Origin of the sequence: Methylomonas koyamae (assembly GCF_019669905.1) — a bacterium.
Taxonomy (GTDB): domain Bacteria; phylum Pseudomonadota; class Gammaproteobacteria; order Methylococcales; family Methylomonadaceae; genus Methylomonas; species Methylomonas koyamae.
This window is the reverse complement of the sequence record NZ_AP019777.1, coordinates 3,876,065-3,897,605: the sequence shown is the minus strand read 5'-3', so window position 1 is coordinate 3,897,605 and position 21,541 is coordinate 3,876,065. Positions and strand designations below refer to the sequence as shown.

At 58.1% G+C, this 21,541-nt stretch carries 21 protein-coding genes; 8 read left to right on the top strand and 13 right to left on the bottom strand.

Going from position 1 to position 21,541, the window contains the following annotated elements; genetic code table 11:
- Window positions 1-17: 17 nt before the first annotated feature.
- Window positions 18-2,756 (bottom strand): sensor histidine kinase, encoded by a 2,739-nt coding sequence (locus tag MKFW12EY_RS17490; protein WP_221053469.1) that lies wholly within the window; start codon window positions 2,754-2,756, stop codon window positions 18-20.
- A gap of 233 nt (window positions 2,757-2,989) precedes the next feature.
- Here MKFW12EY_RS17490 and MKFW12EY_RS17485 point away from each other — a divergent pair, with 233 nt between their 5' ends.
- Window positions 2,990-3,607: a hypothetical protein gene (locus MKFW12EY_RS17485; protein ID WP_221053468.1), complete on the top strand. Its 618-nt coding sequence runs from the start codon at window positions 2,990-2,992 to the stop codon at window positions 3,605-3,607.
- A 412-nt stretch (window positions 3,608-4,019) separates the two neighbouring features.
- On the opposite strand, the gene MKFW12EY_RS17480 is transcribed toward MKFW12EY_RS17485, so the two are convergent.
- The 5 genes from MKFW12EY_RS17480 to MKFW12EY_RS17460 are packed head-to-tail and all read right to left on the bottom strand — an operon-like array spanning window position 4,020 to window position 9,994.
- Complete coding sequence (locus MKFW12EY_RS17480) at window positions 4,020-4,238, bottom strand: formate dehydrogenase subunit delta (protein WP_054762763.1); 219 nt, start codon at window positions 4,236-4,238, stop codon at window positions 4,020-4,022.
- A 4-nt stretch (window positions 4,239-4,242) separates the two neighbouring features.
- Window positions 4,243-5,082, bottom strand: coding sequence for a formate dehydrogenase accessory sulfurtransferase FdhD (gene fdhD, locus MKFW12EY_RS17475; RefSeq protein ID WP_082409886.1), 840 nt, complete (start codon window positions 5,080-5,082; stop codon window positions 4,243-4,245).
- An 18-nt stretch (window positions 5,083-5,100) separates the two neighbouring features.
- Entirely contained in the window at window positions 5,101-7,953 is a 2,853-nt protein-coding gene (gene fdhF / locus MKFW12EY_RS17470) for a formate dehydrogenase subunit alpha (protein WP_221053467.1), read from the bottom strand.
- A gap of 21 nt (window positions 7,954-7,974) precedes the next feature.
- Entirely contained in the window at window positions 7,975-9,519 is a 1,545-nt protein-coding gene (locus tag MKFW12EY_RS17465; RefSeq protein WP_221053466.1) for a formate dehydrogenase beta subunit, read from the bottom strand.
- 1 nt (window position 9,520) lies between these two features.
- A complete protein-coding gene (locus MKFW12EY_RS17460) occupies window positions 9,521-9,994 on the bottom strand; it encodes a formate dehydrogenase subunit gamma (RefSeq protein ID WP_054762776.1) in 474 nt (157 codons plus the stop codon).
- Between the two features lie 189 nt (window positions 9,995-10,183).
- Between MKFW12EY_RS17460 and MKFW12EY_RS17455 the strand changes: the two genes are divergently transcribed.
- Window positions 10,184-10,420 carry a (2Fe-2S)-binding protein gene (locus MKFW12EY_RS17455; protein WP_310749825.1) on the top strand — a complete coding sequence of 79 codons (237 nt, stop codon included), beginning with the start codon at window positions 10,184-10,186 and terminating at the stop codon, window positions 10,418-10,420.
- A 67-nt stretch (window positions 10,421-10,487) separates the two neighbouring features.
- Here MKFW12EY_RS17455 and MKFW12EY_RS17450 read toward each other — a convergent pair whose 3' ends face one another.
- From MKFW12EY_RS17450 to MKFW12EY_RS17430, 5 genes are read right to left on the bottom strand one after another with little or no spacing between them, the layout of a single operon-like run.
- A complete protein-coding gene (locus MKFW12EY_RS17450) occupies window positions 10,488-11,486 on the bottom strand; it encodes a peptidylprolyl isomerase (protein WP_221053465.1) in 999 nt (332 codons plus the stop codon).
- Between the two features lies 1 nt (window position 11,487).
- Complete coding sequence (locus MKFW12EY_RS17445; protein WP_054762766.1) at window positions 11,488-11,763, bottom strand: BolA family protein; 276 nt, start codon at window positions 11,761-11,763, stop codon at window positions 11,488-11,490.
- Window positions 11,760-12,062 carry a YciI family protein gene (locus MKFW12EY_RS17440; RefSeq protein ID WP_054762768.1) on the bottom strand — a complete coding sequence of 101 codons (303 nt, stop codon included), beginning with the start codon at window positions 12,060-12,062 and terminating at the stop codon, window positions 11,760-11,762. Before MKFW12EY_RS17440 ends, MKFW12EY_RS17445 begins: the two co-directional genes overlap by 4 nt.
- On the bottom strand, window positions 12,062-12,604 hold the full coding sequence (locus tag MKFW12EY_RS17435; protein ID WP_054762770.1) for a septation protein A: 543 nt from the start codon (window positions 12,602-12,604) through the stop codon (window positions 12,062-12,064). The genes MKFW12EY_RS17440 and MKFW12EY_RS17435 overlap by 1 nt, the downstream gene beginning before the upstream one ends.
- A gap of 22 nt (window positions 12,605-12,626) precedes the next feature.
- Window positions 12,627-12,950: a hypothetical protein gene (locus MKFW12EY_RS17430; protein ID WP_054762772.1), complete on the bottom strand. Its 324-nt coding sequence runs from the start codon at window positions 12,948-12,950 to the stop codon at window positions 12,627-12,629.
- Window positions 12,951-13,062: 112 nt separating this feature from the next.
- Between MKFW12EY_RS17430 and MKFW12EY_RS17425 the strand changes: the two genes are divergently transcribed.
- The 4 genes from MKFW12EY_RS17425 to MKFW12EY_RS17410 all read left to right on the top strand — a co-directional run bounded on the left by MKFW12EY_RS17425 (window position 13,063) and on the right by MKFW12EY_RS17410 (window position 16,852).
- Entirely contained in the window at window positions 13,063-13,368 is a 306-nt protein-coding gene (locus MKFW12EY_RS17425) for a DUF1244 domain-containing protein (protein WP_054762780.1), read from the top strand.
- Complete coding sequence (locus MKFW12EY_RS17420) at window positions 13,365-14,105, top strand: class I SAM-dependent methyltransferase (protein ID WP_221053464.1); 741 nt, start codon at window positions 13,365-13,367, stop codon at window positions 14,103-14,105. The genes MKFW12EY_RS17425 and MKFW12EY_RS17420 overlap by 4 nt, the downstream gene beginning before the upstream one ends.
- A gap of 64 nt (window positions 14,106-14,169) precedes the next feature.
- Window positions 14,170-15,948 (top strand): SPOR domain-containing protein, encoded by a 1,779-nt coding sequence (locus MKFW12EY_RS17415; RefSeq protein WP_221053463.1) that lies wholly within the window; start codon window positions 14,170-14,172, stop codon window positions 15,946-15,948.
- A gap of 10 nt (window positions 15,949-15,958) precedes the next feature.
- On the top strand, window positions 15,959-16,852 hold the full coding sequence (locus MKFW12EY_RS17410; protein WP_054763682.1) for a 5'-nucleotidase: 894 nt from the start codon (window positions 15,959-15,961) through the stop codon (window positions 16,850-16,852).
- Here MKFW12EY_RS17410 and MKFW12EY_RS17405 read toward each other — a convergent pair.
- A complete protein-coding gene (locus MKFW12EY_RS17405) occupies window positions 16,836-18,353 on the bottom strand; it encodes a hypothetical protein (RefSeq protein WP_221053462.1) in 1,518 nt (505 codons plus the stop codon). The genes MKFW12EY_RS17410 and MKFW12EY_RS17405 overlap by 17 nt on opposite strands.
- Before the next feature lie 111 nt (window positions 18,354-18,464).
- On the opposite strand from MKFW12EY_RS17405, the gene lnt reads away from it, so the two are divergent.
- A complete protein-coding gene (gene lnt, locus MKFW12EY_RS17400) occupies window positions 18,465-19,961 on the top strand; it encodes an apolipoprotein N-acyltransferase (RefSeq protein ID WP_221053461.1) in 1,497 nt (498 codons plus the stop codon).
- A gap of 170 nt (window positions 19,962-20,131) precedes the next feature.
- Complete coding sequence (locus tag MKFW12EY_RS17395) at window positions 20,132-20,878, top strand: hypothetical protein (protein WP_054761554.1); 747 nt, start codon at window positions 20,132-20,134, stop codon at window positions 20,876-20,878.
- A 162-nt stretch (window positions 20,879-21,040) separates the two neighbouring features.
- Here MKFW12EY_RS17395 and MKFW12EY_RS17390 read toward each other — a convergent pair whose 3' ends face one another.
- Window positions 21,041-21,502 (bottom strand): protein-disulfide reductase DsbD N-terminal domain-containing protein, encoded by a 462-nt coding sequence (locus MKFW12EY_RS17390; RefSeq protein ID WP_082409810.1) that lies wholly within the window; start codon window positions 21,500-21,502, stop codon window positions 21,041-21,043.
- Window positions 21,503-21,541: the final 39 nt, after the last annotated feature.

The following is a 21,541-nucleotide window of genomic DNA, read 5'->3' as shown; positions in this document are numbered from 1 at the left end:
CGGGTTTCCGTTGAGCGTTATTCCTCGGGTTCGACTTCGGGCGGCGGCTGGTCCCGCGGCAGCCTGAAGGCGAATAGCGCGCCGCCGTCCGGCCGGTTGCGCGCGTTGATGGTGCCGCCGTGAATTTCGACGATGGCGCGGCAGATCGCGAGCCCCAGGCCGACGCCGCTTTGCGCCGTTTCCTGGCGGCCTTGGTAGAACTTCTCGAACAGGCGTTCCTCCATGCCGCGCGGAATGCCGGGGCCGCGGTCGGCGACGGCGATTTCGACCGAACTGTCGCCGAATTCGGCCGATATTTCCAGCGGGCTGGCCTCCGGGGTATAGCGTACTGCGTTTTCCAGCAGATTGATCAACACCTGTTCGATCATGACCGAATCGGCCAGCACCATCGGTATGCCCGGCGGCAGCTTGACCGTGACCGGCCGGCCGGCCAGTTGGGCTTGCAACTGGGTCAATGCGGTGCCGACGATTTCCTCCAGCGGATACCATTGCTTGTTCAACTCCAGCACGCCGGCTTCGAGCTTGGCCATGTCGAGGATGTTGTTGACTAGATTCGCCATACGTTCGGCTTCGTCGACGATGCCTTGGCCGAGTTCGACCAGGTCCTGCGGCGCCAGTTTTTGCTGGTTATGGGCGATGGTGCTGGCCGAACCGATGATGGTCGCCAGCGGCGTGCGTAAATCGTGGGAGATCGCGCTGAGCAGCGAGTTGCGCAGACGCTCCGCTTCCATTTGCATCTGGGTGGAACGGGCGCGTTCGGAAAAGCGGATGCGGCCGATGGCCTGGCCGATCTGGCGCAAAAAGGTTTCCAGCAGTTTTTGCTGCTCGGGCAAAAACACCCGACGCAGGTTAACCGGCAGCAAGGCCAGTACGCCCAATACCTGGTCGTCGCCATGTATCGGGAAGTAGACGGCGGAGGCGCCGGGCAGGGTATCGGTACCTTGTCCGGCGATTTCGTTATGGTCGAATACCCATTGGGCCACGCTCAAATCGGCACCCAACAACGATTCGGCTAGGGCTTTTCCTGCCGGAAATACCATGCGGCCGTTGCCGTTCGGAAACAGAATCACGTTGCGGCTGCTGAATTCGGCATACAAATGCTTGACCGCAACCCGCACCACGTCGGTTTCGCTCTGGCTGCTGCCCAGCTCCCGGCTCATCGAATACAGCGCCGCGGCCCGGCGCTCCCGATGCGCGGCCACTTTGGCTTGCGAGCGTACGTTGGCGGTCAGGTTACTGACGACGATGCCGACTGCCAGCATCGCCGACAGCGTGATCAGATACTGGCTGTCGGCCACCGAAAAGCTGTAGTAGGGCTGCAAGAACAATAAGTCGAAGCAGCCGACTCCGAGCACCGAGGCCAGCACCGACGGCCCGCGGCCGAAGCGGCTGGCGACGAAAATCACGCCCAGCAAATACACCATTATCAGGTTGGCCGGTTCCAGCCGGCCCAGCAGCAAATAGCCCGCCGCGGTAATCAACGCATTGACGGCAAATGCCCAAAGGTAGCCCAGGTAACGCCGAGCGGTTTTGCTGGGAATGCGTTGCTTCAGGCCGGGTAGGGGGCTTTTGCCGAACAACGCCAGTTCCGGCGCAGCTTGGCCGCGCTCCCGCGTTTGCGGGCTGCCGAGCAGATACAGGTTGATATTGTGGGCCCGGCTGACCAAAGTATCGACCACCGAGCCGAATAGCCAGCGCCGCCAACCGCGCCGGCTGGGTTTGCCGATCACGATTTTGCCGATGTTGCGTTGGCGGGAAAAGCGGATCAAGGCGTCGCTCATGTCCGGTGCACTGAGGGTCACGGTTTCGGCGCCGAGCTGTTCGGCCAGGCGCAGAATGCGCAACACGCCGTCGCGTTTTTCGGCCGGCAGACGCTGCAACTGCGGGGTTTCGACGTAGGCTACGATCCATTCCGCGCGCAGGCTGGTCGCCAGGCGTTTGCCGGCGCGAACCAGGCGCTCGGCCAATGCGTTGGGGCCGATGCAGACCAGAATCCGTTCGCTGACTTGCCAGACCTCGCGGATGGCGTGGTCTTCGCGGTAATCCAGCATTTCGGCGTCGACCCTGCTGGCTGTCTGGCGCAGAGCCAATTCCCGCAGCGCGATCAGATTGCCTTTGCGGAAGAAATGCTTGACCGCTTCCTGGGCTTGTTGCGGCAGATAAACCTTGCCTTCCTTAAGCCGGTTCAACAATTCGTCCGGCGGCAGATCGACCAGTTCGACTTCGTCGGCGTCTTCGAACACCGTGTCCGGCACAGTCTCCCAGACCCGAATGCCGGAGATTTGGCCGATGTCGTCGTTCAAACTCTCCAGGTGCTGCACGTTCAGCGCGGTGTAGACATCGATACCGGCTTCGAGCAATTCGTGGATATCTTGCCAGCGTTTCGGGTGGCGGCAGCCGGGGACATTCGAATGCGCTAATTCGTCGACCAAAATGATGGCCGGCCGCCGCTTCAATGCGGCATCCAGATCGAATTCGTGCAGCACTGTTCCTTTATAGTCGATCCGACGCAGCGGCAGCGTTTCCAGGCCGGTCAGCAGTGCCTGGGTTTCCTTGCGGCCGTGGGTTTCGACGACGCCGACCACCACGTCCAGATTGTCGGCACGCCGCTCCCGGGCCGCCAACAGCATCGCAAATGTCTTACCGACGCCGGCCGCGGCACCGAAAAATATCTTCAACCGGCCGCGTTTGGCCCTGGCCTGGTCGCGCTCGACGCGGGCTAACAGTGCATCGGGATCGGGGCGGATATGTTGCATATGGGTTCCGAAAATCAAGGCATGTGCCGAAGTCGGTCCAGTTTACGAACAGATCGATAAAATTTTCGTAAATATTTGGCGTTATCGGGCTGTTGAGTCGGGTGGGCTATCGGCGGGTATTTCGGAGTCGTCGCGGTCTGACAATTTTGTCATGACACCTCAGTACCATTGAACGAAATGGCTCAAAAATTAAGATTTGCGAACCTCTTCAACAAATATAGGAAATGGATAACATGCAAGTGACCAAAGTTTTCAAAGCGGGCGTAGTGGCCGGTCTGCTGGCCATGTCGGATGCTAGTTCTGCAAGCGTCTGGGCGCCTACCGATAACGACAGCCAGTTCGCTAATACTTACGCATTGCTGCTGAACATGCCTAGCGGAGAGAAGTTCGGTATTTTCGAAGACACTGCTTTGTTGAGCAGCTCTATAGGCAACGCCATTATTAATCCGGTGTTGAGCTTTTTCGATGCGGCGACTGTGACCTTTACCCAAAACGGCGTCAATGTCGACATCAAGGCCGGCAACTCGACCGGCGCACTGCTCGGTTCCAGCAATTTTCAATTGGGTTGGTGGTCTCCGACCGGCTGGATCACCGAAAGCTCTAGCAGCATGATCAGTCTGCTGGGTCAAACTTCCTGGAGTCTGGCATTTGTTGATCCGACTAACCAGGGCGCCGGTAACGAACACCGCTTGTTCGCCTTCGACATTAAGGCTTCCCAGGCTAGCTCGGACTATCCGGGCTCCGGCGGCACGCCGGCGGCGGTTCCTCTGCCAGCCACGGCGTGGTTCATGATGACGGCTGTGCTCGGCTTTTTGGCTAAAGGGCGCCGCAAGTCGACTGTCTTGGCATAAATTCGGCCAGCCTTTGCACTCTACCGGCTTTCGCCGAGCGGGTGTAAAGGCTGATTCAGCGGAAGATGGGCGGGATTTTCCTTCCAGGTTTTGTCGGATCGGCTGCTGATGTGTTCTGTTTTGCGTTCGCAATATCCGCTTTGCAATCCGGCTGTATCAACCGAATCAAAACACAAAGGCCAATGCCCTATGTTGCGGAGCAGCTCAAGCCAATTGTCGCCTCGGTAAACGAAGTCTGATCGGCAGCTGTAACCAACTGATTAACTTTGATTATTAGAGGGCTTTTGTTTGGTTGCTGCACAAAACATATGCCGCTAACCCGCAAAAACGTTCAGCCATGATCCGAGCCACAAGCCTAATACGAATGGCCGTGGCTGAACCCTCTATCTTTCCATTCGCATGAATATTTGACTCACGGCTTTTGCGCGATGCGTTTGACCGCTTCGGCGACGATGTCGAGCAATTCGTTGCCGCCGTGTTGGATATATTCGACGATTTGTTTGCGCATTCTGGGCTCCCAGAAATTGCGGATGTGTTGTTCCACACCGGCCACGGCCGCATCGTGTTCCGGCTCGGATTTGAAAAAGGCGCCGATGTTGTTGGCCATTTTGATCAGATTGCTGTTATCCATGGGTCTATGCGGTTGATTCTTGAAAATGTTGTAAACGGAAGGGATGGGTGTAAATCGTATGGTTGTCGTTGCGGGTGAAACCGACCAGAGTCAGCCCGCAATCTTCCGCCAGGCTGATCGCCAATGCGGTCGGCGCCGAAATCGCGGCCAGCAAGGTGATGCCAACGCTGGCGGCTTTTTGCACCATCTCGTAACTGGCCCGGCTGGTGACCAGCAGCCAGCCGGCAGAGAAGTCGCAACCGCTTTTGGCCAACGCGCCGATCAGCTTGTCCAACGCATTGTGGCGGCCGACGTCTTCGCGTACTGCGGTAATGCCGTGTTCGGGATCGAGCCAAGCGGCGGCGTGCACGGCGCCGGTCAATAAATTCAAAGCTTGTTGTTGGCGCATGGTTTCGAATGCCGCGCTCAGGCGATGTGCATCCAATACCAAGCCTGTTCCAACCTTTCGTGTTGGGCGGATCGCCTGTTCCAGCGTCGTGGCGCCACATAGGCCGCAGCCGGTGCGGCCGGTCATGTTCTTGCCCTTGCCGTGCAGATTGTTGAAGCGTTCCTCAGGAATTTGCATCCGTACTTCGACGCCTTTGGCGCGCTGAACAGTTTTGATGGACAGTATTTCGGACGGATGGCGAATGATGCCTTCGGTAAGGCTGAAACCCAGGCCGAAATCCTCGAGATTGAGCGGCGTGGTCAGCATAACGACGTGGGGTATCGTGTTGTAGACCAGGACTACCGGCACCTCTTCGGCGACGTAGTCCTGTTTGCGGCTGTGCTCCGGACCGCGCCAGCTATCGAACGTTCCGGTCCGATAGCTGGTCCAGCCTAGTTCCGCGGGTACTGGATCCATGCGCGGTTTTGCCAGGATTTAGCCGGCGGTGACGATGCGGTTATCCAGCAGCGATTGCTGGTCGTCGGAGAAGGCTTGGTATTCCTTTTGCCACTCGGACGGTTTCGCCACCTTGGCTACGTGTACCGCCGTAACTTTGTACTCGGGACAGTTGGTGGCCCAGTCGGAGTTGTCGGTCGTAATCACGTTGGCGCCGGAATGCGGGAAGTGGAACGTGGTATAGACCACGCCCGGTTGCATCCGGTCGGTGACGCGTGCGCGCAATACGGTTTCGCCGGAACGGCTTTTCACGCCGACCCAGTCGCCGTCCGCTACGCCTAACACTTCGGCATCGTGCGGATGGATCTCCAAGCGGTCCTCTTCGTGCCAAGCCACGTTCGCGGTACGCCGGGTTTGGGCGCCGACGTTGTATTGCGACAGAATCCGGCCGGTGGTCAGGATCAGCGGGTATTTGCTGTTGGTGCGCTCCGTAGTCGGCACGTACTCGGTCAACAGGAAGCGGCCTTTGCCGCGCACGAACTGGTCGGCGTGCATGATCGGCGTGCCGTCCGGGTGTTCCTCGTTACAAGGCCATTGAATACTGCCCATTTCGTCGATTTTAGCGTAGCTGACGCTGGCGAATTGCGGGGTCAGGCGAGCGATCTCGTCCATGATTTCCGACGGATGGGTATAGTTCATCGGATAGCCCAAGGCATTGGACAGGTCTTGAGTGACTTCCCAATCTTCCTTGCCGGCCAACGGCTTCATGACCTTGCGCACCGGCGAAATCCGGCGTTCGGCGTTGGTGAAGGTGCCGTTTTTCTCCAGGAACGACGAACCCGGCAGGAACACATGGGCGAACTTGGCGGTTTCGTTCAGGAAGATGTCTTGCACGATCAAGCATTCCAGTTCGCGCAAGGCATGGTGAACGTGGTTGATGTCCGGATCGGATTGGGCGATGTCCTCGCCTTGCACGTACAGGCCTTTGAAGCTGCCTTCGATAGCTGCGGTGAACATGTTCGGAATCCGTAGGCCGGGCTCTGACGCCAGACTGACGCCCCATTCGGCTTCGAATTGGGCGCGGGTGGCGCCGTCGGAAACGTGGCGGTAGCCGACGAATTCGTGCGGGAACGAACCCATGTCGCAGGAGCCTTGCACGTTGTTCTGGCCGCGCAACGGGTTGACGCCGACGCCTTCGCGGCCGATGTTGCCGGTCGCCATTGCCAAGTTGGCGATGCCGATCACGGTGGTAGAGCCTTGGCTGTGTTCGGTGACGCCCAAGCCGTAATAAATCGCGCCGTTGCCGCCGGTGGCGTACAAACGCGCCGCGCCGCGCAGCAGTTCGGCCGGTACGCCGGTCAGTTCGGCGACGGCTTCCGGCGAATTTTCCGGTTTGGCGACGAAGGTGCGCCATTTGTTGAAACTCTCGACGTCGCAACGCTCGTTGACGAAGGCTTCGTCGACCAAGCCTTCGGTGACGATGACGTGGGCCAGCGCGGTAACTACGGCGACATTGGTGCCGGGACGCAATTTCAAGTGATAGTCGGCCTTGATATGCGGGCTATTGCGAACCAAGTCGATCTCGCGCGGGTCGACCACGATCAATTTGGCGCCTTGGCGCAGACGGCGTTTCATCAACGATCCGAAAACCGGATGGCCGTCGGTCGGGTTGGCGCCGATTACCAGAATCACGTCGGATTGCATGACCGAATCGAAGGTCTGGGTGCCGGACGATTCGCCGAAGGTGGTTTTCAAGCCGTAACCGGTCGGCGAATGGCAAACGCGGGCGCAAGTGTCGACATTGTTATTGCCGAAGCCGGCGCGGATCAATTTTTGTACCAGATAGGTTTCTTCGTTGGTGCAGCGGGACGAAGTAATGCCGCCAACCGCATCCTTGCCGTATTTGGTTTGAATCGCTTTCAAACGGCTGGCCGCGGTTTGAATCGCTTCTTCCCAGCTGACTTCGCGCCATGGATCGGTGATTTTGTCGCGTACCATTGGCGTAGTGATACGGTCTTTATGGGTGGCGTAACCGAAGGCGAAGCGGCCTTTGACGCAGGAGTGGCCATGGTTTGCCAGTCCGTTTTTGTCCGGCACCATGCGCACCAGTTGTTCGCCTTTCATTTCGGCTTTGAACGAGCAGCCGACGCCGCAATAGGCGCAGGTGGTAATAGTGCTATGCTCGGGTTGGCCGTGGTCGATGACGGCTTTTTCCATCAAAGTCGCGGTCGGGCAGGCTTGCACGCAAGCGCCGCAGGAGACGCATTCGGATTCCATGAACGGCTGGTTTTGGCCGGGAGAGACTTTGGATTCGAAGCCGCGGCCGTCGATGGTCAACGCAAACGTGCCTTGCACCTCTTCGCAGGCTCTGACGCAACGCGAACAGACGATGCATTTGGACGGGTCGAACGAGAAATAGGGGTTGCTTTCGTCTTTTTCGGCCTTCAAATGGTTGTCGCCGTCGAAACCGTAACGCACTTCGCGCAGACCGACCGCGCCGACGGTATCTTGCAGTTCGCAATTGCCGTTGGCGGAGCAGGTCAAGCAATCCAGCGGATGGTCGGAGATATACAGTTCGGCGACGCCTTTACGCAGTTTTGCCAATTTTTCGTTCTGCGTAGTCACCTTCATGCCGGCCGCCACCGGTGTGGTACAGGAAGCCGGGTAGCCGCGCGCTCCTTCGATTTGCACCAGGCACATCCGGCATGAGCCGAATGGGTCGAGGTGGTCGGTGGCGCATAATTTCGGAATGCTGATGCCGGCTTCGGCGGCCGCGCGCATTACCGAAGTGCCGGCATTGACGGTCACTTTGTGGCCGTCGATTTCCAGGGAGACTGGTTCGGCCGATGCGCTGGCCGGCGTGCCGTAGTCGATTTCGTTGTTTAATGACATAGCTACCTCCGGGAGGATAGATCAGGCTTTGGTGGGGTGTAGGCCAAAGTCTTCGGGAAAATGGTTCAACGCGCTCAACACCGGATAAGGTGTCATGCCGCCCATCGCGCACAGCGAGCCGCACAGCATCGTGTCGCACAGGTCGCGTAGCAATTCGGTGTTTTTGGCTTTGTCCACATCGGCGACGATGCGATCGATGACTTCGACGCCGCGGGTCGAGCCGATCCGGCACGGCGTGCATTTGCCGCAGGATTCTTCGACGCAGAATTCCATCGCGTAGCGGGCCATGTCGGCCAGATTGGTGGTGTCGTCGTGGACGACCAAGCCGCCGTGGCCTAATACCGCGCCGATAGCGGCGAAGGCTTCATAGTCGAGCGGGGTATCGAATTGGCTTTCCGGCATGTAGGCGCCCAACGGGCCGCCGACTTGCACGGCGCGAATCGGTCGGCCGCTGGCGGAACCGCCGCCGTAGTCGTACAGCAGTTCGCGCAAAGTCATGCCGAATGCGGCCTCGAACAAGCCTGGGTGTTTGATGTTGCCGGCCAATTGCAGCGGCAGCGTGCCGCGCGAGCGGCCCATGCCGTAGTTTTTATAGAATTCGCCGCCTTTATCCAGAATGATAGGCACCGAGGCCAGCGAAATCACGTTGTTGACGATGGTCGGTTTGCCGAACAGGCCGACGATGGCCGGCAGTGGCGGTTTGAAGCGCACTAGGCCGCGTTTGCCTTCCAGGCTCTCCAATAATGACGTTTCTTCGCCGCAGACGTATGCGCCGGCGCCGCTGCGTACTTCCAGGTGGAAGGTTTTGCCGCTGCCTTGGATGTTTTCGCCGAGATAGCCGTTTTTGTAGGCGGCTTCAATGGCTTGGTTCAACGCGATTTTGGCATGTGGGTATTCGACGCGCAGATAGATGTAACCTTGAGTCGCGCCGACCGCAATGCCGGCGATGGTCATACCTTCGATTAAAACGAAAGGATCGCCTTCCATGATCATCCGGTCGGAGAAGGTGCCGGAATCGCCTTCGTCGGCGTTACAGACGATGTATTTTTGTTCGCCGGAGGCGTTCAGTACGGTATTCCATTTGATGCCGGTCGGAAACGCCGCGCCGCCGCGACCGCGCAGGCCGGAGTCGGTGACGTGTTTGACGATCTCGGCCGGCTGCAACGCCAATGCGTTTTTCAGGCCTTTATAGCCGTCGTTGGCCAAATAATCGCCCAGGCTAACCGGGTCGGTGATGCCGACGCGAGCAAAAGTCAGCCGATTTTGGTTTTTGAAATAGGGCAGTTCTTCGATATTGCCCAGATAAAGCGGATGCGGTTTGCCTTCCAGTAATCCGGCGTCGAGCAGTGCGGCAACGTCTTCCTCTTGGACCGGGCCGTAAGCGACGCGGCCTTGCGGGGTCTCGACTTCCACCAGAGGTTCCAGCCAGAACAGGCCGCGCGAGCCGTTACGAACGATTTCTACCGATTGGCCCCGGTCGGCGGTGTGTTGGGTAAACGCGTCGGCGACTTGCTCGGCGCCCAGTGACAGCGCGGTGGAGTCGCGGGAAATAAACAGGCGGGTCATGTTAAGCACCTTTGAATTTGGCAAGCAGACTGTCGAATTTATCCGGCGTGACGCGGCCGAATACTTGGTCGTCTATCGTAATCGATGGTGAGCAGGCGCAATTGCCCAGGCAATAAACCGGTTCCAGCGAGAAGGTTTGGTCTGCGGTGGTTTCGTGGTAATCGATGCCTAGCACCTGTTTGGCGTGGTTTTCCAGGGCTTTGCTGTTCATCGATTGGCAGGATTCGGCGCGGCAGATGCGTACGGTATGCTTGCCCGGCGGAGTGTCGCGGAAGTAATGATAAAAACTAATAACCCCATGCACTTCGGCTTGCGACAAATTCAGAGAACTTGCGATATCCGCGACTGCGGCCGGAGGAATGTAGCCCAGGGTGTCCTGAATCCCGTGCAGTATCGGTAACAAGCTGCCCGGCATCGTTCGGTGAGCGTCCAGTATTTCCAGCACAGTGGATTGTTGGGTTTGATAGTTTTGCATCATTGGCTCTATATATGACGAAAAGGTTATCTCGGTATTTAAGCACGAAAAAACCCGGAAGCGCAATTCGGAATCATGGCTGAATCCCGCGAATTTCCTAAGCATCGCAGGGTAATATCGCGGTTGGACCAATGATGTTTGGCTTAGTTCGGAACCTGAAAAATGCCGATGACACCGCTTTACTTTTAAATGATAATTGTTATCATTAATCCAAAATCGTTTGGAGGTTGTTATATGTACGTGTGCGTGTGCAAAGCGGTTACCGATAAGCAGGTCGCTCAGGCGATTAACCAGGGCCTTTGCAGTCGTAGACAGGTAATGGAATGTACCGGTGCGGGAGGCGTTTGCGGCAAATGCTCGTCCAGCATTAAGGCCATGCTGGATGAAAAGTGCCAAAATCGGGCGATGAGGGCGCAAGCGGCTTAGCCCGCTGCAGTGGATTCGGTGAAGCAGGGCGGATGTCCGCCCTGCATTGCCAAGTCAGGCCGTTTGGTTATTTTGCGGCCGCCGGTTCCGCAGGTTTAGTTTCCGCTGCGGGGGCGGTAGGTTCGGATGGGGATGGGGCTGCCTGCTCGGCCGGTGCCGTGGCAGGTTGTTCGCCAGGAGTCGCCGCTTGGGATTCCGCCGGTGCTGCCGGCTGAGCTTCTTCCGGTTTAGGCGGTGTCGGCGGCAGCATCACTTCGATTTTCGCGTTCTTACGCAAGCTTTCGATCATTGCTTGCGCTTTTTGCCTTTGCAGCATCGGCCGGATTTGTTCTTTGACGGTGTCCAGCGGTGGCGGGGTCAAGGCTCTGGAGTCTTCGCGCAGAATGACATGCCAGCCGAACTGGGTCTGCACCGGTTGTTTGCTGTATTTGCCGTTCTCTAGAGCAACGACCGCTTCGGAGAATGGCGGCACCATCCGGTCGGCGGTAAACCAGCCTAGGTCGCCGCCTTCCGAGCCCATCGGGTCGATCGAATGTTTTTTAGCCAGTTCGTTAAAGTTGCCGCCTTTATCCAGCTCGGCAATCAATTTCTTGGCCTCGTCTTCGGTTTTGACCAGAATATGGCGCGCTTTGTATTCGCTGCCCATGTTGGCCATTTTCGAATCGTATTCGGCTTTGATCTCTTCGTCGGTGACCGGGTTGGCTTTCAGGTAATCCTGTAACGCTGCTTGCGACAGCAGGGAATTTCTGACGGTTGCCATCCGCTCGATCACTTCAGGCGATTTGTCCAATTGTTTTTGCAAAGCCTGTTGAATCAACAACTCGCGTTGAATCAATTCCTCTAGCAACTGTTCCTTCGGAAAGGTTTGGCCTTGGCTGCGTTCGGAAATCTCTTTTTCCAGCGTTTCCAAGGTTTTTTTGCTGATGTAGGTACCGTTGACCGAGGCCACCGCATCTTCCTTGCTGACGGCCGGAGTTGCGGGAGCTGCCTCTTTGGCTTTTTCTTCGAAGCAGCCCGGTAACAAAGCGGCGCCGGCCAGAACCAGGGGGACAAGTTTCAATTTCATATCAAGAATTTCCTTTGCTGTTTTCAGAGGGAGTTAAGGCGTTAATGCTCAAGGCGTGAATCTCCGCCTTCATCATGTCGCCCAAGGCTTGGTAGACCAGTTGGTGGCGTTGCACCAACGATTTGTTTTCGAACTGCGTTGAAACCAGTGTAACGTGGTAATGGCCGCCGCCTTGGTTTCCGGCATGCCCGGCATGTGCGGCGCTATGGTCGATAATTTCTATTAATTCCGGCTTAAAAGCCTCTTCCAGCTTGTGTCTGATGATATCGGCGGTCATTGGGGAAATACTTGTTTAAAGGGTTTGACGGTAACGCGGGCGTAAACGCCGGCGGCTAAATACGGGTCGGCGTCGGCCCAGGTCCGGGCGGCCTGCAAGTCGGCAAATTCGGCGACCACCAGGCTACCGCTGAAGCCGGCATCGCCGGGATTTTCGGCGTCGATTGCCGGATGCGGTCCGGCTAGAACCAACCGGCCCTGGTCTTGCAATTCTTGTAACCGCGCCAGATGAGCCGGCCTGGTTTGCAGGCGTTTGCTCAAGCTGTCGGCAGTATCTTCGGCAATTATCGCGTACAGCATCACTCTTTCGCTTCCGGAGACGGCACGTATTTATATAAGAAAACCATTTGCACCGCGATGAAAAGCACCATCAAACCCGGTACGCCGAAGGTCTTGAAGCTGACCCAATCGTCGGTGCTGTAATGGCTCATCACGTACAAGTTCAAAAAACCGACGCCGATGAAAAACAAGGACCAGCTCAGGTTCAGCCGCTTCCAAATACGGGCCGGCAATTCCAGATTGGCGCCCATCATGCGTTCGATGAAGGTTCTATTGCCGACGAACTGGCTGACCAAGAAGGCGCCGCCGAATAGCCATTCGATAATGGTTAGCTTCCATTTGATGAATTGCTCGTCTTGCAAATACAGCGTGGCTCCGCCCATGACCAGAATCAAACCCAGCGTAATCCATTGCATCGTTTCGACTTTGCGGTAGAGCAGCCAGTAAATGCAGACTTGAACTAGCGTCGCGGCAATCACGACGCCGGTCGCCACATAGATGTCGTACAGCTTGTAGGCGACGAAAAACAAAACGATGGGGAAAAACTCTAAAAGCGGTTTCATGATGGACGGTTTAGCGGAAAGGTTAGGCGTATAGATCGATGCCGGAAAGTGTTTGGTGAAGCCGTGCCTGAGCGGATTGGTTCCGGTTTTCGGTGTAGGCGTTCAGGGCTTTCAAGGCGCGCGAATTGGTCGGTGCGTTGCGGGTTTCTATCGTCAATTCGGTTTCGGCCAGTGCCGCCTCGATTTGCTCGGTGGACGAGGGTTGGCTTTGCGGTTGCCGGTTTTTTAATGCAGCGTCGGTATCGGCTAGCGGCGGCTGTTCAGGCTTGGCGTCCGCGGCTCCGGTTTGCCGGTATTGATAGCCGACCGGATAGAATGCCAATGATGAACTATGTATGGTGTTCACGGGGTGACGCTAGGGGCCGAAGTAACGATGCTTAATTGTAGAATCTTTGTTTGCAATTGTACATGAGCGGGGCGGCTTTGCTGCTAAAATGCCGAATTTAAAGGAGGATTTCATGGTCGATACCGATCGTACCGAGTTGGAAGCCGCTGCTTTCCGGCAACTGCTTGCCCACTTGCAACAGCACACCGAAGTTCAAAATATCGAATTGATGATACTTGCCGATTTCTGCCGCAATTGTCTGGCGAAATGGTACGCGGCGGCGGCGGCCGAACGCGGTATCGGCGTCGATTACGAGCAAGCCCGCGAGATCGTTTACGGCATGCCCTACGCCGAATGGAAGGATAAATACCAGCGCGAAGCTACTCCGGAACAATTGGCAGCCTACCAGGCCCGGCAAAAACTCAAGGAGAGTCCATGAGCGCCGATAACCCGTTCGATGCGATGTTCTCCGGCGTGATCGGCCGCGAATACGACATGCTGAAGCTGATCTGCCCGTTTGCCGCGGAAATGAGCCGCTTGGTCGGGCTCGAAGTCGCCGATTTTTGCCGGGGCCGCGACAATGCACCGGAAGTAGTCGAGTTGGGCGGCGGTACCGGGATTACCACGCTGGCGATTTTGTCGGCGGCGGAGAATTGCCGGGTACTGAGCGTCGACAGCGAGCCGACCATGCAAAACCAGGCCAAACAGAATTTGCAAGACTGGGCCAACCAAGGACGACTCGCATTTTCCGGACAAGACGCTTTGAGCGCGTTGCGCGATTTGCCCGAACACAGCGCAGATGTCGTCGCATCCGCCTACACGCTGCATAACTTCGAAGCCGGTTACCGGCGCCAGGTGCTGGCCGAGATTTACCGGGTGTTGAAACCGGGCGGCAAATTCGTCAACGGCGACCGTTACGCCTTGGACGACATCGATGAACACACCCGGGCCACGCAACGGGAAGTGGCCGGTTACTTCAGGGCATTGATCGGCATCGACCGCCTGGACTTGTTGGAACATTGGATCATTCATCTGTTCAGCGACGAGTCCGAAAACCATGTGATGCGCGAATCGGTCGCTCTGGCCCAGATGGCAGAGGCCGGATTCGGCCGGATTCAACTGAAGCGGCGGATCGACGTCAATGCTCTGGTCACCGCTGTCAAGGAAGCCGGGTAGGCGCCGGACCATAATAGCGTAATTCGGGCGAGCGAGCGGCCGCCCCACCGAACCGAGAAGACTCATGGCTGAACCGACTGGCAGTAAAAGCAAAAAAACTCTGGATGCCTTCGCCGACGATCTGGATGCGATGTTGAACATCAGCGAACCGGCCGGGCGCGAAGTGGGCGAAATCGACGACGACGAAGCGATAGACCGGTTGCTGGTCGGCGAAGAAACCCTGGGCCGCGACGCGGAACAAGAAATCGACGAATTCGGCGATTTCGACAACTTGCTGGAAATCGACTTGCCGGCGGGGAAGAATCGGCCGCTGGACGATATCGACGAATTCGGCGACGAATTCGATAGCGAAATTGCCGATATTCCGATCAATCCCGGCCGGGAGGCCGAGGCGCTGGCCGACGAATTTGCCGATTCCGTCGGTGCCGACATCGAACGCGAATTGGCGGCGGATGAGGTTATAGCCGAAGTGGCCGAATTGGAACAGGTCGGCGATATCGATGAATTCGGGGAAACCGAAGCGGAAACGGTCGTTGCCACAGCAGTTGCTGCACCGTCCGGCGGCGATTTGGAAAACATGGCGGAAATCGACGAATTTGGCGATGAGCCGGAAATGGCCGATGGCACTGCCGATTTTCTGATGGCGGATTTCGATATCTCGGCTGACGAGGATGTTGCCGTGCCAGGCGTTGCCGCCGCGGACGAGATCGTGGCGGACATCGGAAACCCGCTGGCAGATACCGATGCGATCGAGGCGGTAGCCGGTGATGCCGAAGCGAAACCCGGCGAGCCCGAGCCTGAGCCCGATGCAGCGGCTCGAATCGTGGCAGAGCCGGAGCTGGACGACGATAGCGATGCGCTGGTGGTCGGCGGCGCAGCGGGTTTGGAGAACGTCGCGGTTGCCGCCGCGGCCACGGCCGTAGCTGCCGCCGTGCCACCGCCGGCGCCGGCGGTCGACTACAGCGGCGATATTACTGCGCTGAACCGGCAAATCGCCGAGCTGAAAAGGCAACAGCAGCAGTTGAAGCACGAACTGGCCGAAAAACCGGAAAAGGCCCAACTCAGCGAGTGCCAGGCCGGCCTGGAAAGTTTGCAGGTCGAACAAAAGAAAGCCAAGCGCGGTTTGGATGCGTTGAACGCCAAAAAGCCGGTGGCGGCCTATGCCGCGGCCGGCGTCGCCGGCGTGGCCCTGCTGGCCGGCGTGGGATTGGGCGTGCAAGGCATGATCGCCAAATCCCAGGTAGGCGAATTGGCGGCGATCATCGGCAAATTGCAGGAACAGGTTAATGCCGCACCGGCCAACGATGCCGCCGAGATGGCGATGCTGCACAAGCAATTGGACGAACTAACGGTCAGCACCGGCGTGATGTCGACCCAGATCGCGGAATTGAGCAAGGCGCCGCACGCCAGCGGTGCTAGTGCGAATGCTGCCGCGCCCAGCGGCGACCAAGCAGGCAAACTGGTCGAATTGGCCAACCAAAACCTGCAAATCGGCGCGGCGCTCGAAGCGTTGCAGAACAAAGTCAGCGCCCTGGAAAAAGGCCGGGTTGCCGCGGTGGCGGCGGCGCCGAAACCGGAAAAGAAAAAACCTGCGCCGGTCGAGGAAAATTGGGCGGTCAATCTGGTGGCGTTCAAGCAGGACTGGTACGCCAAAAGCAAGGCTCAGGAATTCGCCGGCAAGGGCGTGCCGGCCAAGGTCAGCAAGACCGAAACCAAGGGCGAAAACTGGTACCGCCTGAGCGTCGACGGTTTTAAAAGCCAATACGAGGCGGCAGCCTACGCGGCCAAAGTCAAGAAAACGCTGAATCTGGATTCGGTGTGGGTCACCCGGGTCAAGGAATAAGGCCGGCGCCATGAATAACCAGAAATTGGTGGTCGCGGTGTCGTCGCGGGCCTTATTCGACCTGGACGAATCGCACACGATTTTCGAAACCCAAGGCAAGGAAGCCTTCTGCCGGTACCAGATCGAACACGAAAACGAAATCCTGCAACCCGGCTTCGGCTTTTCGCTGGTGAAGAAATTTCTCGATATCAACAAGGCCTTTCCCGGTTCGCCGCTGGTCGAAATTATTCTGCTGTCGCAGAACAGCGCCGATACCGGATTGCGCATCTTCAATTCGATCAACCACCACGAACTGGCGATTACCCGCGCCGCGTTCACCAGCGGCGTGTCGCCTTACGAATACATTCCGGCTTTCGGTGCCCATTTGTTTTTGTCCGCCAACAACGAAGACGTCCGCAAAGCGCTGGCAGCCGGCTATGCGGCGGCGACCATCGTCTCCGGTGCGGTAGCCAACCCGTCGCCCCAATTGCGCATTGCCTTCGACGGCGATTCGGTGCTGTTCTCCGACGAATCGGAGCGGATTTACCAGCAACACGGCCTGGCCGCATTCGCCGCCAACGAACGCAGCGAAGCGCATAAACCGTTATCCGGGGGGCCGTTGAAGGAATTTCTCAGCGCGTTGCACCGGATCCAGACCCACTTCGATCAGGACATCTCGCCGATCCGCACCGCGCTGGTCACGGCCCGCGCCGCGCCGGCCCACGAGCGGGTGGTGCGCACCTTGCGCGCCTGGGGGATTCGGATCGACGAGGCATTATTTTTGGGCGGCATGCCCAAGGGTGCCTTTCTGAAGGCGTTCGGCGCCGATATTTTCTTCGACGACCAGAAAGGCCATTGCGATTCGGCCGAACAGCACCAGGTCGCGGCCGCCCACGTGCCGCACGGCGTTACGAATCAAGCGTGACGCGGAAGCGGGCGTAGTATTCGTTAAATTCCAGACAGCTTTTCAAAAGCAGGGTAGTGCCGTTCGGCAGGGCTATTTTGCTCTCCAGCGCATATTTGCCTTTCGGTAGAAATACTTCGCTATGGTTTTCGTCGGTGACCAGCACCGCCTGTACGGTTTTTCCGCCGTCGCCGGCGATGTCGTGGATGGACAATTCGCCGATGACCGGTTCGAAGGCGATCAGCGAGGTGTCTTCGAACGCGGCCTGGCGCCGCACCAGCATCAGCCGTGGTGCTTGCTGTTCCCGGCTCAACATGCCGATGTCGCCGGTGCAGAACGCGCCTTCGCTGCTTTCGGCCACGACGAATTGTTTGCTGTGGTTACGCAGCAATGTGACCGGAAAGCCGGGTTGTTTAGCAAAGTTGGAAACGTGGCCGGTACTGGGTTTGTAAAAGTTTTTTTCGTGCTCCAACGGCACCAAGCTCATATCGCGCAGCACGTTTTTGCTCGCCGTTTGTCCGCTCAGGCGCATGATTTTCGACAATTTATCCTGGCTCGATAAATAAGCAAGGACGCTGCCCAAGCCGGGGAAAAAGCGGGCCGGCAGTATCGGTGGCTTCAAATCCACCGAGGCGAACAATTGGTCGTAACCGCACAGGTGTTGCGTCAGTTTGCTTAAGGCGGTTTGCGGCAATTCGCTGCTAATTTCGCCGAGTCGCAAAGCGCCGCCGAGACGTTGGGTGCGGATGGCCATCATGCCGCGCGAGGTCTGCCAATGGCCGCGTTTAGCCGGACAGGGTTCGCTGTCTTTCAGTTCCCAATAGAAATCCGGCCCCTGGCTGGGCTGCATCGACGTTTCCAGCAAGGGTTGGGTGATGGCGGCAAGTTTGAACAACTGTTCGATTTCGGCGACGGCGTAGCGGTTGGGGGCGAAAATTGCGAATAACAAATTGCGCTTTACAACTCCTTCAATCGAATTCGGTTGCTTAAAATCCGCGAATTTGCCGGCGATCTCCTGCTGCAGCCAATTCTTTTTTTCGGCGATTTGGTAGAGCAGGGCGGTTTTTTTCCACAGCGTGGCCGACGGCGGTTCGTAAAACAACGCGCTGTTACGTTGGCAATAACCGATCAGGTGCAGGGCGTGGAAGATCGCGGTCGGTACGGTTTCGGTTGCCAATTGCTTGGATTCGATCGCCCGGCACAGTGCCAGGCTCAAATGGCGCAGCAGTTGCACCGCCAATTTGGCGATTTTATGGGCTTTGCCTTGCTGTTCGGTGCGGGCCAGATTGGCCAGGCTGTTGGACAGGTGCAGCGCTAGCGGGCACAGATTGATCAACAACGGCAACAACGCATTCGCGTCGGCATCGGTGCGTACCAGTTCTTTCAACGTCAGATTGAGCCGGTTGGCGGCAACGGCCGGGGCCAGCGAGCTGAGCGATTTCAACCAGCTCGCCATCGATTCGTGGGTCAATTGGAAGGGCAGGGATGCGTTGTCGGTCATGAACGGCGAGTCGATGTGCATAAGGAAACCTCGGCAAGTTTAGAACAGATTAACCGCTTCAACAGCTACGGATTTTGAATAAGCGCACGCGGCTGCATAAAATGCCGCTCCATTTGTCCGACCGGTTGGCCCATGTCCCGAATCCTGCAGTACCGCTCCGAACTCGCCGCACTGTGCAGCGGCGGCTTATTGACCTTGGCTTTCGCGCCCTACGCCTTGCCCTATCTGGCGCCTGTCGCGCTGATCGCAGTTTATCTGGCTTGGCAACGGCAGACGCCGCGGCGGGCGGCTGCGACCGCTTATTGTTTCGGATTGGGCCTGTTCGGTTCCGGTATTTGGTGGGTGTATATCAGCATTCACGATTTCGGCGGCGCCGATCCGGCCAGCGCCGCGGCGTTGGCCGCGCTGCTGGTGGCGGCGTGGGCTGGGTTTCCGGCCTTGGCGGCTTGGTTGATCGCAATGGTGCCTTGGCCGGGCGCTTGGACCCGCGCCGCCGGTGCCGCTTTGTTGTGGGTGGCGGTGGAATATTTTCGCGGCAACTACGTGCTGAACGGTTTTCCCTGGCTGCAAATCGGCTACAGCCAGACCGGCACGCCGCTGGCCGGCTTCGCTGCGCTCGGCGGCGCTTACGCAGTCGGTTTTTTGTTGGCATTTTCCGCATTTACTGCGGCCGAAATGGCACAAAAAACAGTGCGTTGGCGGTCCGGCCTGGCGCTGCTGCTGGCAATCTGGGGCACCGGCGCCGGCTTGCGGGCAGTGGCCTGGACCGAGCCGGCCGGCGCGCCGATCGCCGTCACGCTGGTGCAGGGCAACATCGGCCAGGACGAAAAATGGCAGGCTAACCAGCAACTGGCGACTTTGAATTTGTACCGCAAGCTGACCGAACAGCATTGGGATTCCGACGTCATCATCTGGCCGGAGACGGCGATCCCGGCGTTTTTGGAGGATGTGAAGCCGTTTTTTATCGACCCATTGCAAGCCGAAGCCCGCGCCCGCGGCGTCGATATCGTGCTCGGTTTGCCCAGCAGCGGCCAGGGTAGGGACTATTACAACAGCGTGTTGGCGCTGGGCGAAACGCAAGCGCTGTATCACAAAATCCATCTGCTGCCGTTCGGCGAATATTTGCCGTTGCAACCGCTGTCGGGTTGGGTGTTGGACCAACTGGCCATCCCGCTCGGCGATTTCGCCGCCGGCGGCGCCCGCCAGCCGCTGTTGCGGGCCGGCGGCCATGCCTTCGTCGCGACTATCTGTTACGAAGATGCCTTTGGCGAATTGGTCGCGCGCCAGGCGGCCGAGGCCGGCTATATCGTCAACATGACCAACGACGCCTGGTTCGGCGATTCGGCCCAACCCCACCAACATCTGCAGATGGCGCAGATGCGGGCGCTGGAAACCGGCCGCTATCTGGTGCGGGCCACCAACACCGGCGTGACCGCTTTCATCGCTCCGGACGGAGCGGTCAAACGCCAGGCGCCGTTGTTCAATAGCGTTGCCATCAGCGACAGCATCGTGCCGATGCGCGGCGCTACCCCGTATCTGTATTCGGGCGACGGCGGCGCATTTGCTGCCATCGCGCTATTGGTGTTAGCGGTTGCCGCAGGCGAGCGTTGCTTCGCATCGGCCGGTTAGCCGCGTATTACATTTCACCAAACCTTAACCGAGTTGACGCTTTACATTCTTGTGAGCTGGTTAACATTGGGCGATATCGAAGTCGATGCGGCCGCTGCAGCGGCCGGCCGATTCGGTAGAGGTTTAAGCCTCGAATTCAGCCAATCCCAATTTTGAACCAGGAGAACTCGATGTTTCGCAACACAATTGTTTCGGCCCTGTTGCTGGTGGCCGGCGCGAATGCCCACGCGGCTTTGACCACGGGCGATATCGCCTTTACCTCGTTTAATGCCGACGAAGACGGATTTTCGTTGGTGGCTTTCGTCGAGATCGGCGCGAATACCACCATCCATTTCAACGACAACGAATGGAACGGCAATACCATCGGTGCCGGCGGCGCGTTCAACAGCGGCGAAGGCGTGCTGTCCTGGAATAGCGGAGCCGCGCCGATTTTGGCCGGCACCGTGATTCGCTTCAGCAAATACGACCAAGCCTCGCGGTCGGTATCGGTCGGCTCCCTGTTCGGCGCTGGCGGCGACAACGGCATCAATGCCAGCAACGAAACGATTTACGCGCTGCTAGGCAGCAACGCCAATACGCCCACCACCTTTTTGGCGGCCATTTCCAACGGCGGCTTCGGCAGCAACGGTACCCTGGCCAATACCGGACTGGCGGTCGGCAGCAGCGCGGTGCAATTGAACAGCGGCACCGACTATGCCGAATACGCCGGCCCGCGCAGCGGCGAAGCGGCTTTCGCCGACTACCGGCTATTGGTCAACGCTAACGCCAACTGGACCAATCTGGGCGACGGTAGCTTCGCAGCGCGCGTACCCAACACCGAAAACTTCTCGGTCGCCGCCGTGCCAGTGCCGGGCGCGGTTTGGTTGTTCGGTTCCGCACTGGCGGGGTTTTTGGGCGTTTCCCGCCGCAAAGCCTGATTTGGAAAAAACGACGCAGGGACGTGGACTTAGCAAACTGCGGCGGCATGTTCGGCATGCCGCCGTTTTTTTGCGCGCTGCGATAGCGGAAGCTGGCGCGCAATCCCGCATTAGCGGATACGCTGGCAGGGCCTTTGTCTGCCAGGCAAAACCGGACCGGCCTTATTCGGGCCTGGCTGCAGCTTCGGGCAAATCGAAACCTATGGTTTTCCGTATCGGCAAGTAACAAACGCCGATATCCGCGCAGCCCTGATAAGTGACTTCCAGATTCAATGTCTCCGCAGCGGCCGAACGGCGTTGAAACGGCAATACCAGTTCCAGGCGTTCTCGAAATATTTCCACATTGCCGAATTGCGGGTCCTGCCGGTTTTGGCCGGTGGGAAACGACGGCGCATCAATTACGATATCGGCGGTTTGCGCAGCGAATTTGAATTTTTGCCGGTACAGGTAATAACCGTCGGCAATATCCCAGGACAGCGCCAGCGTATCGCGGCCAACCAGTTCGGCGGAAAATTGAAAGGCCTCGTCGGGGTGTAGCAACGGTTGCGTATCCTCGGCCCAGGTTGCAGCCAAGGCCGCAAACGCAAGGCCGAGCGCCAAGGCTGATCGGGCTGGTGCAAACATATCGCTACAGGACCTCAATCGGCGAGACTATTTGTAAAT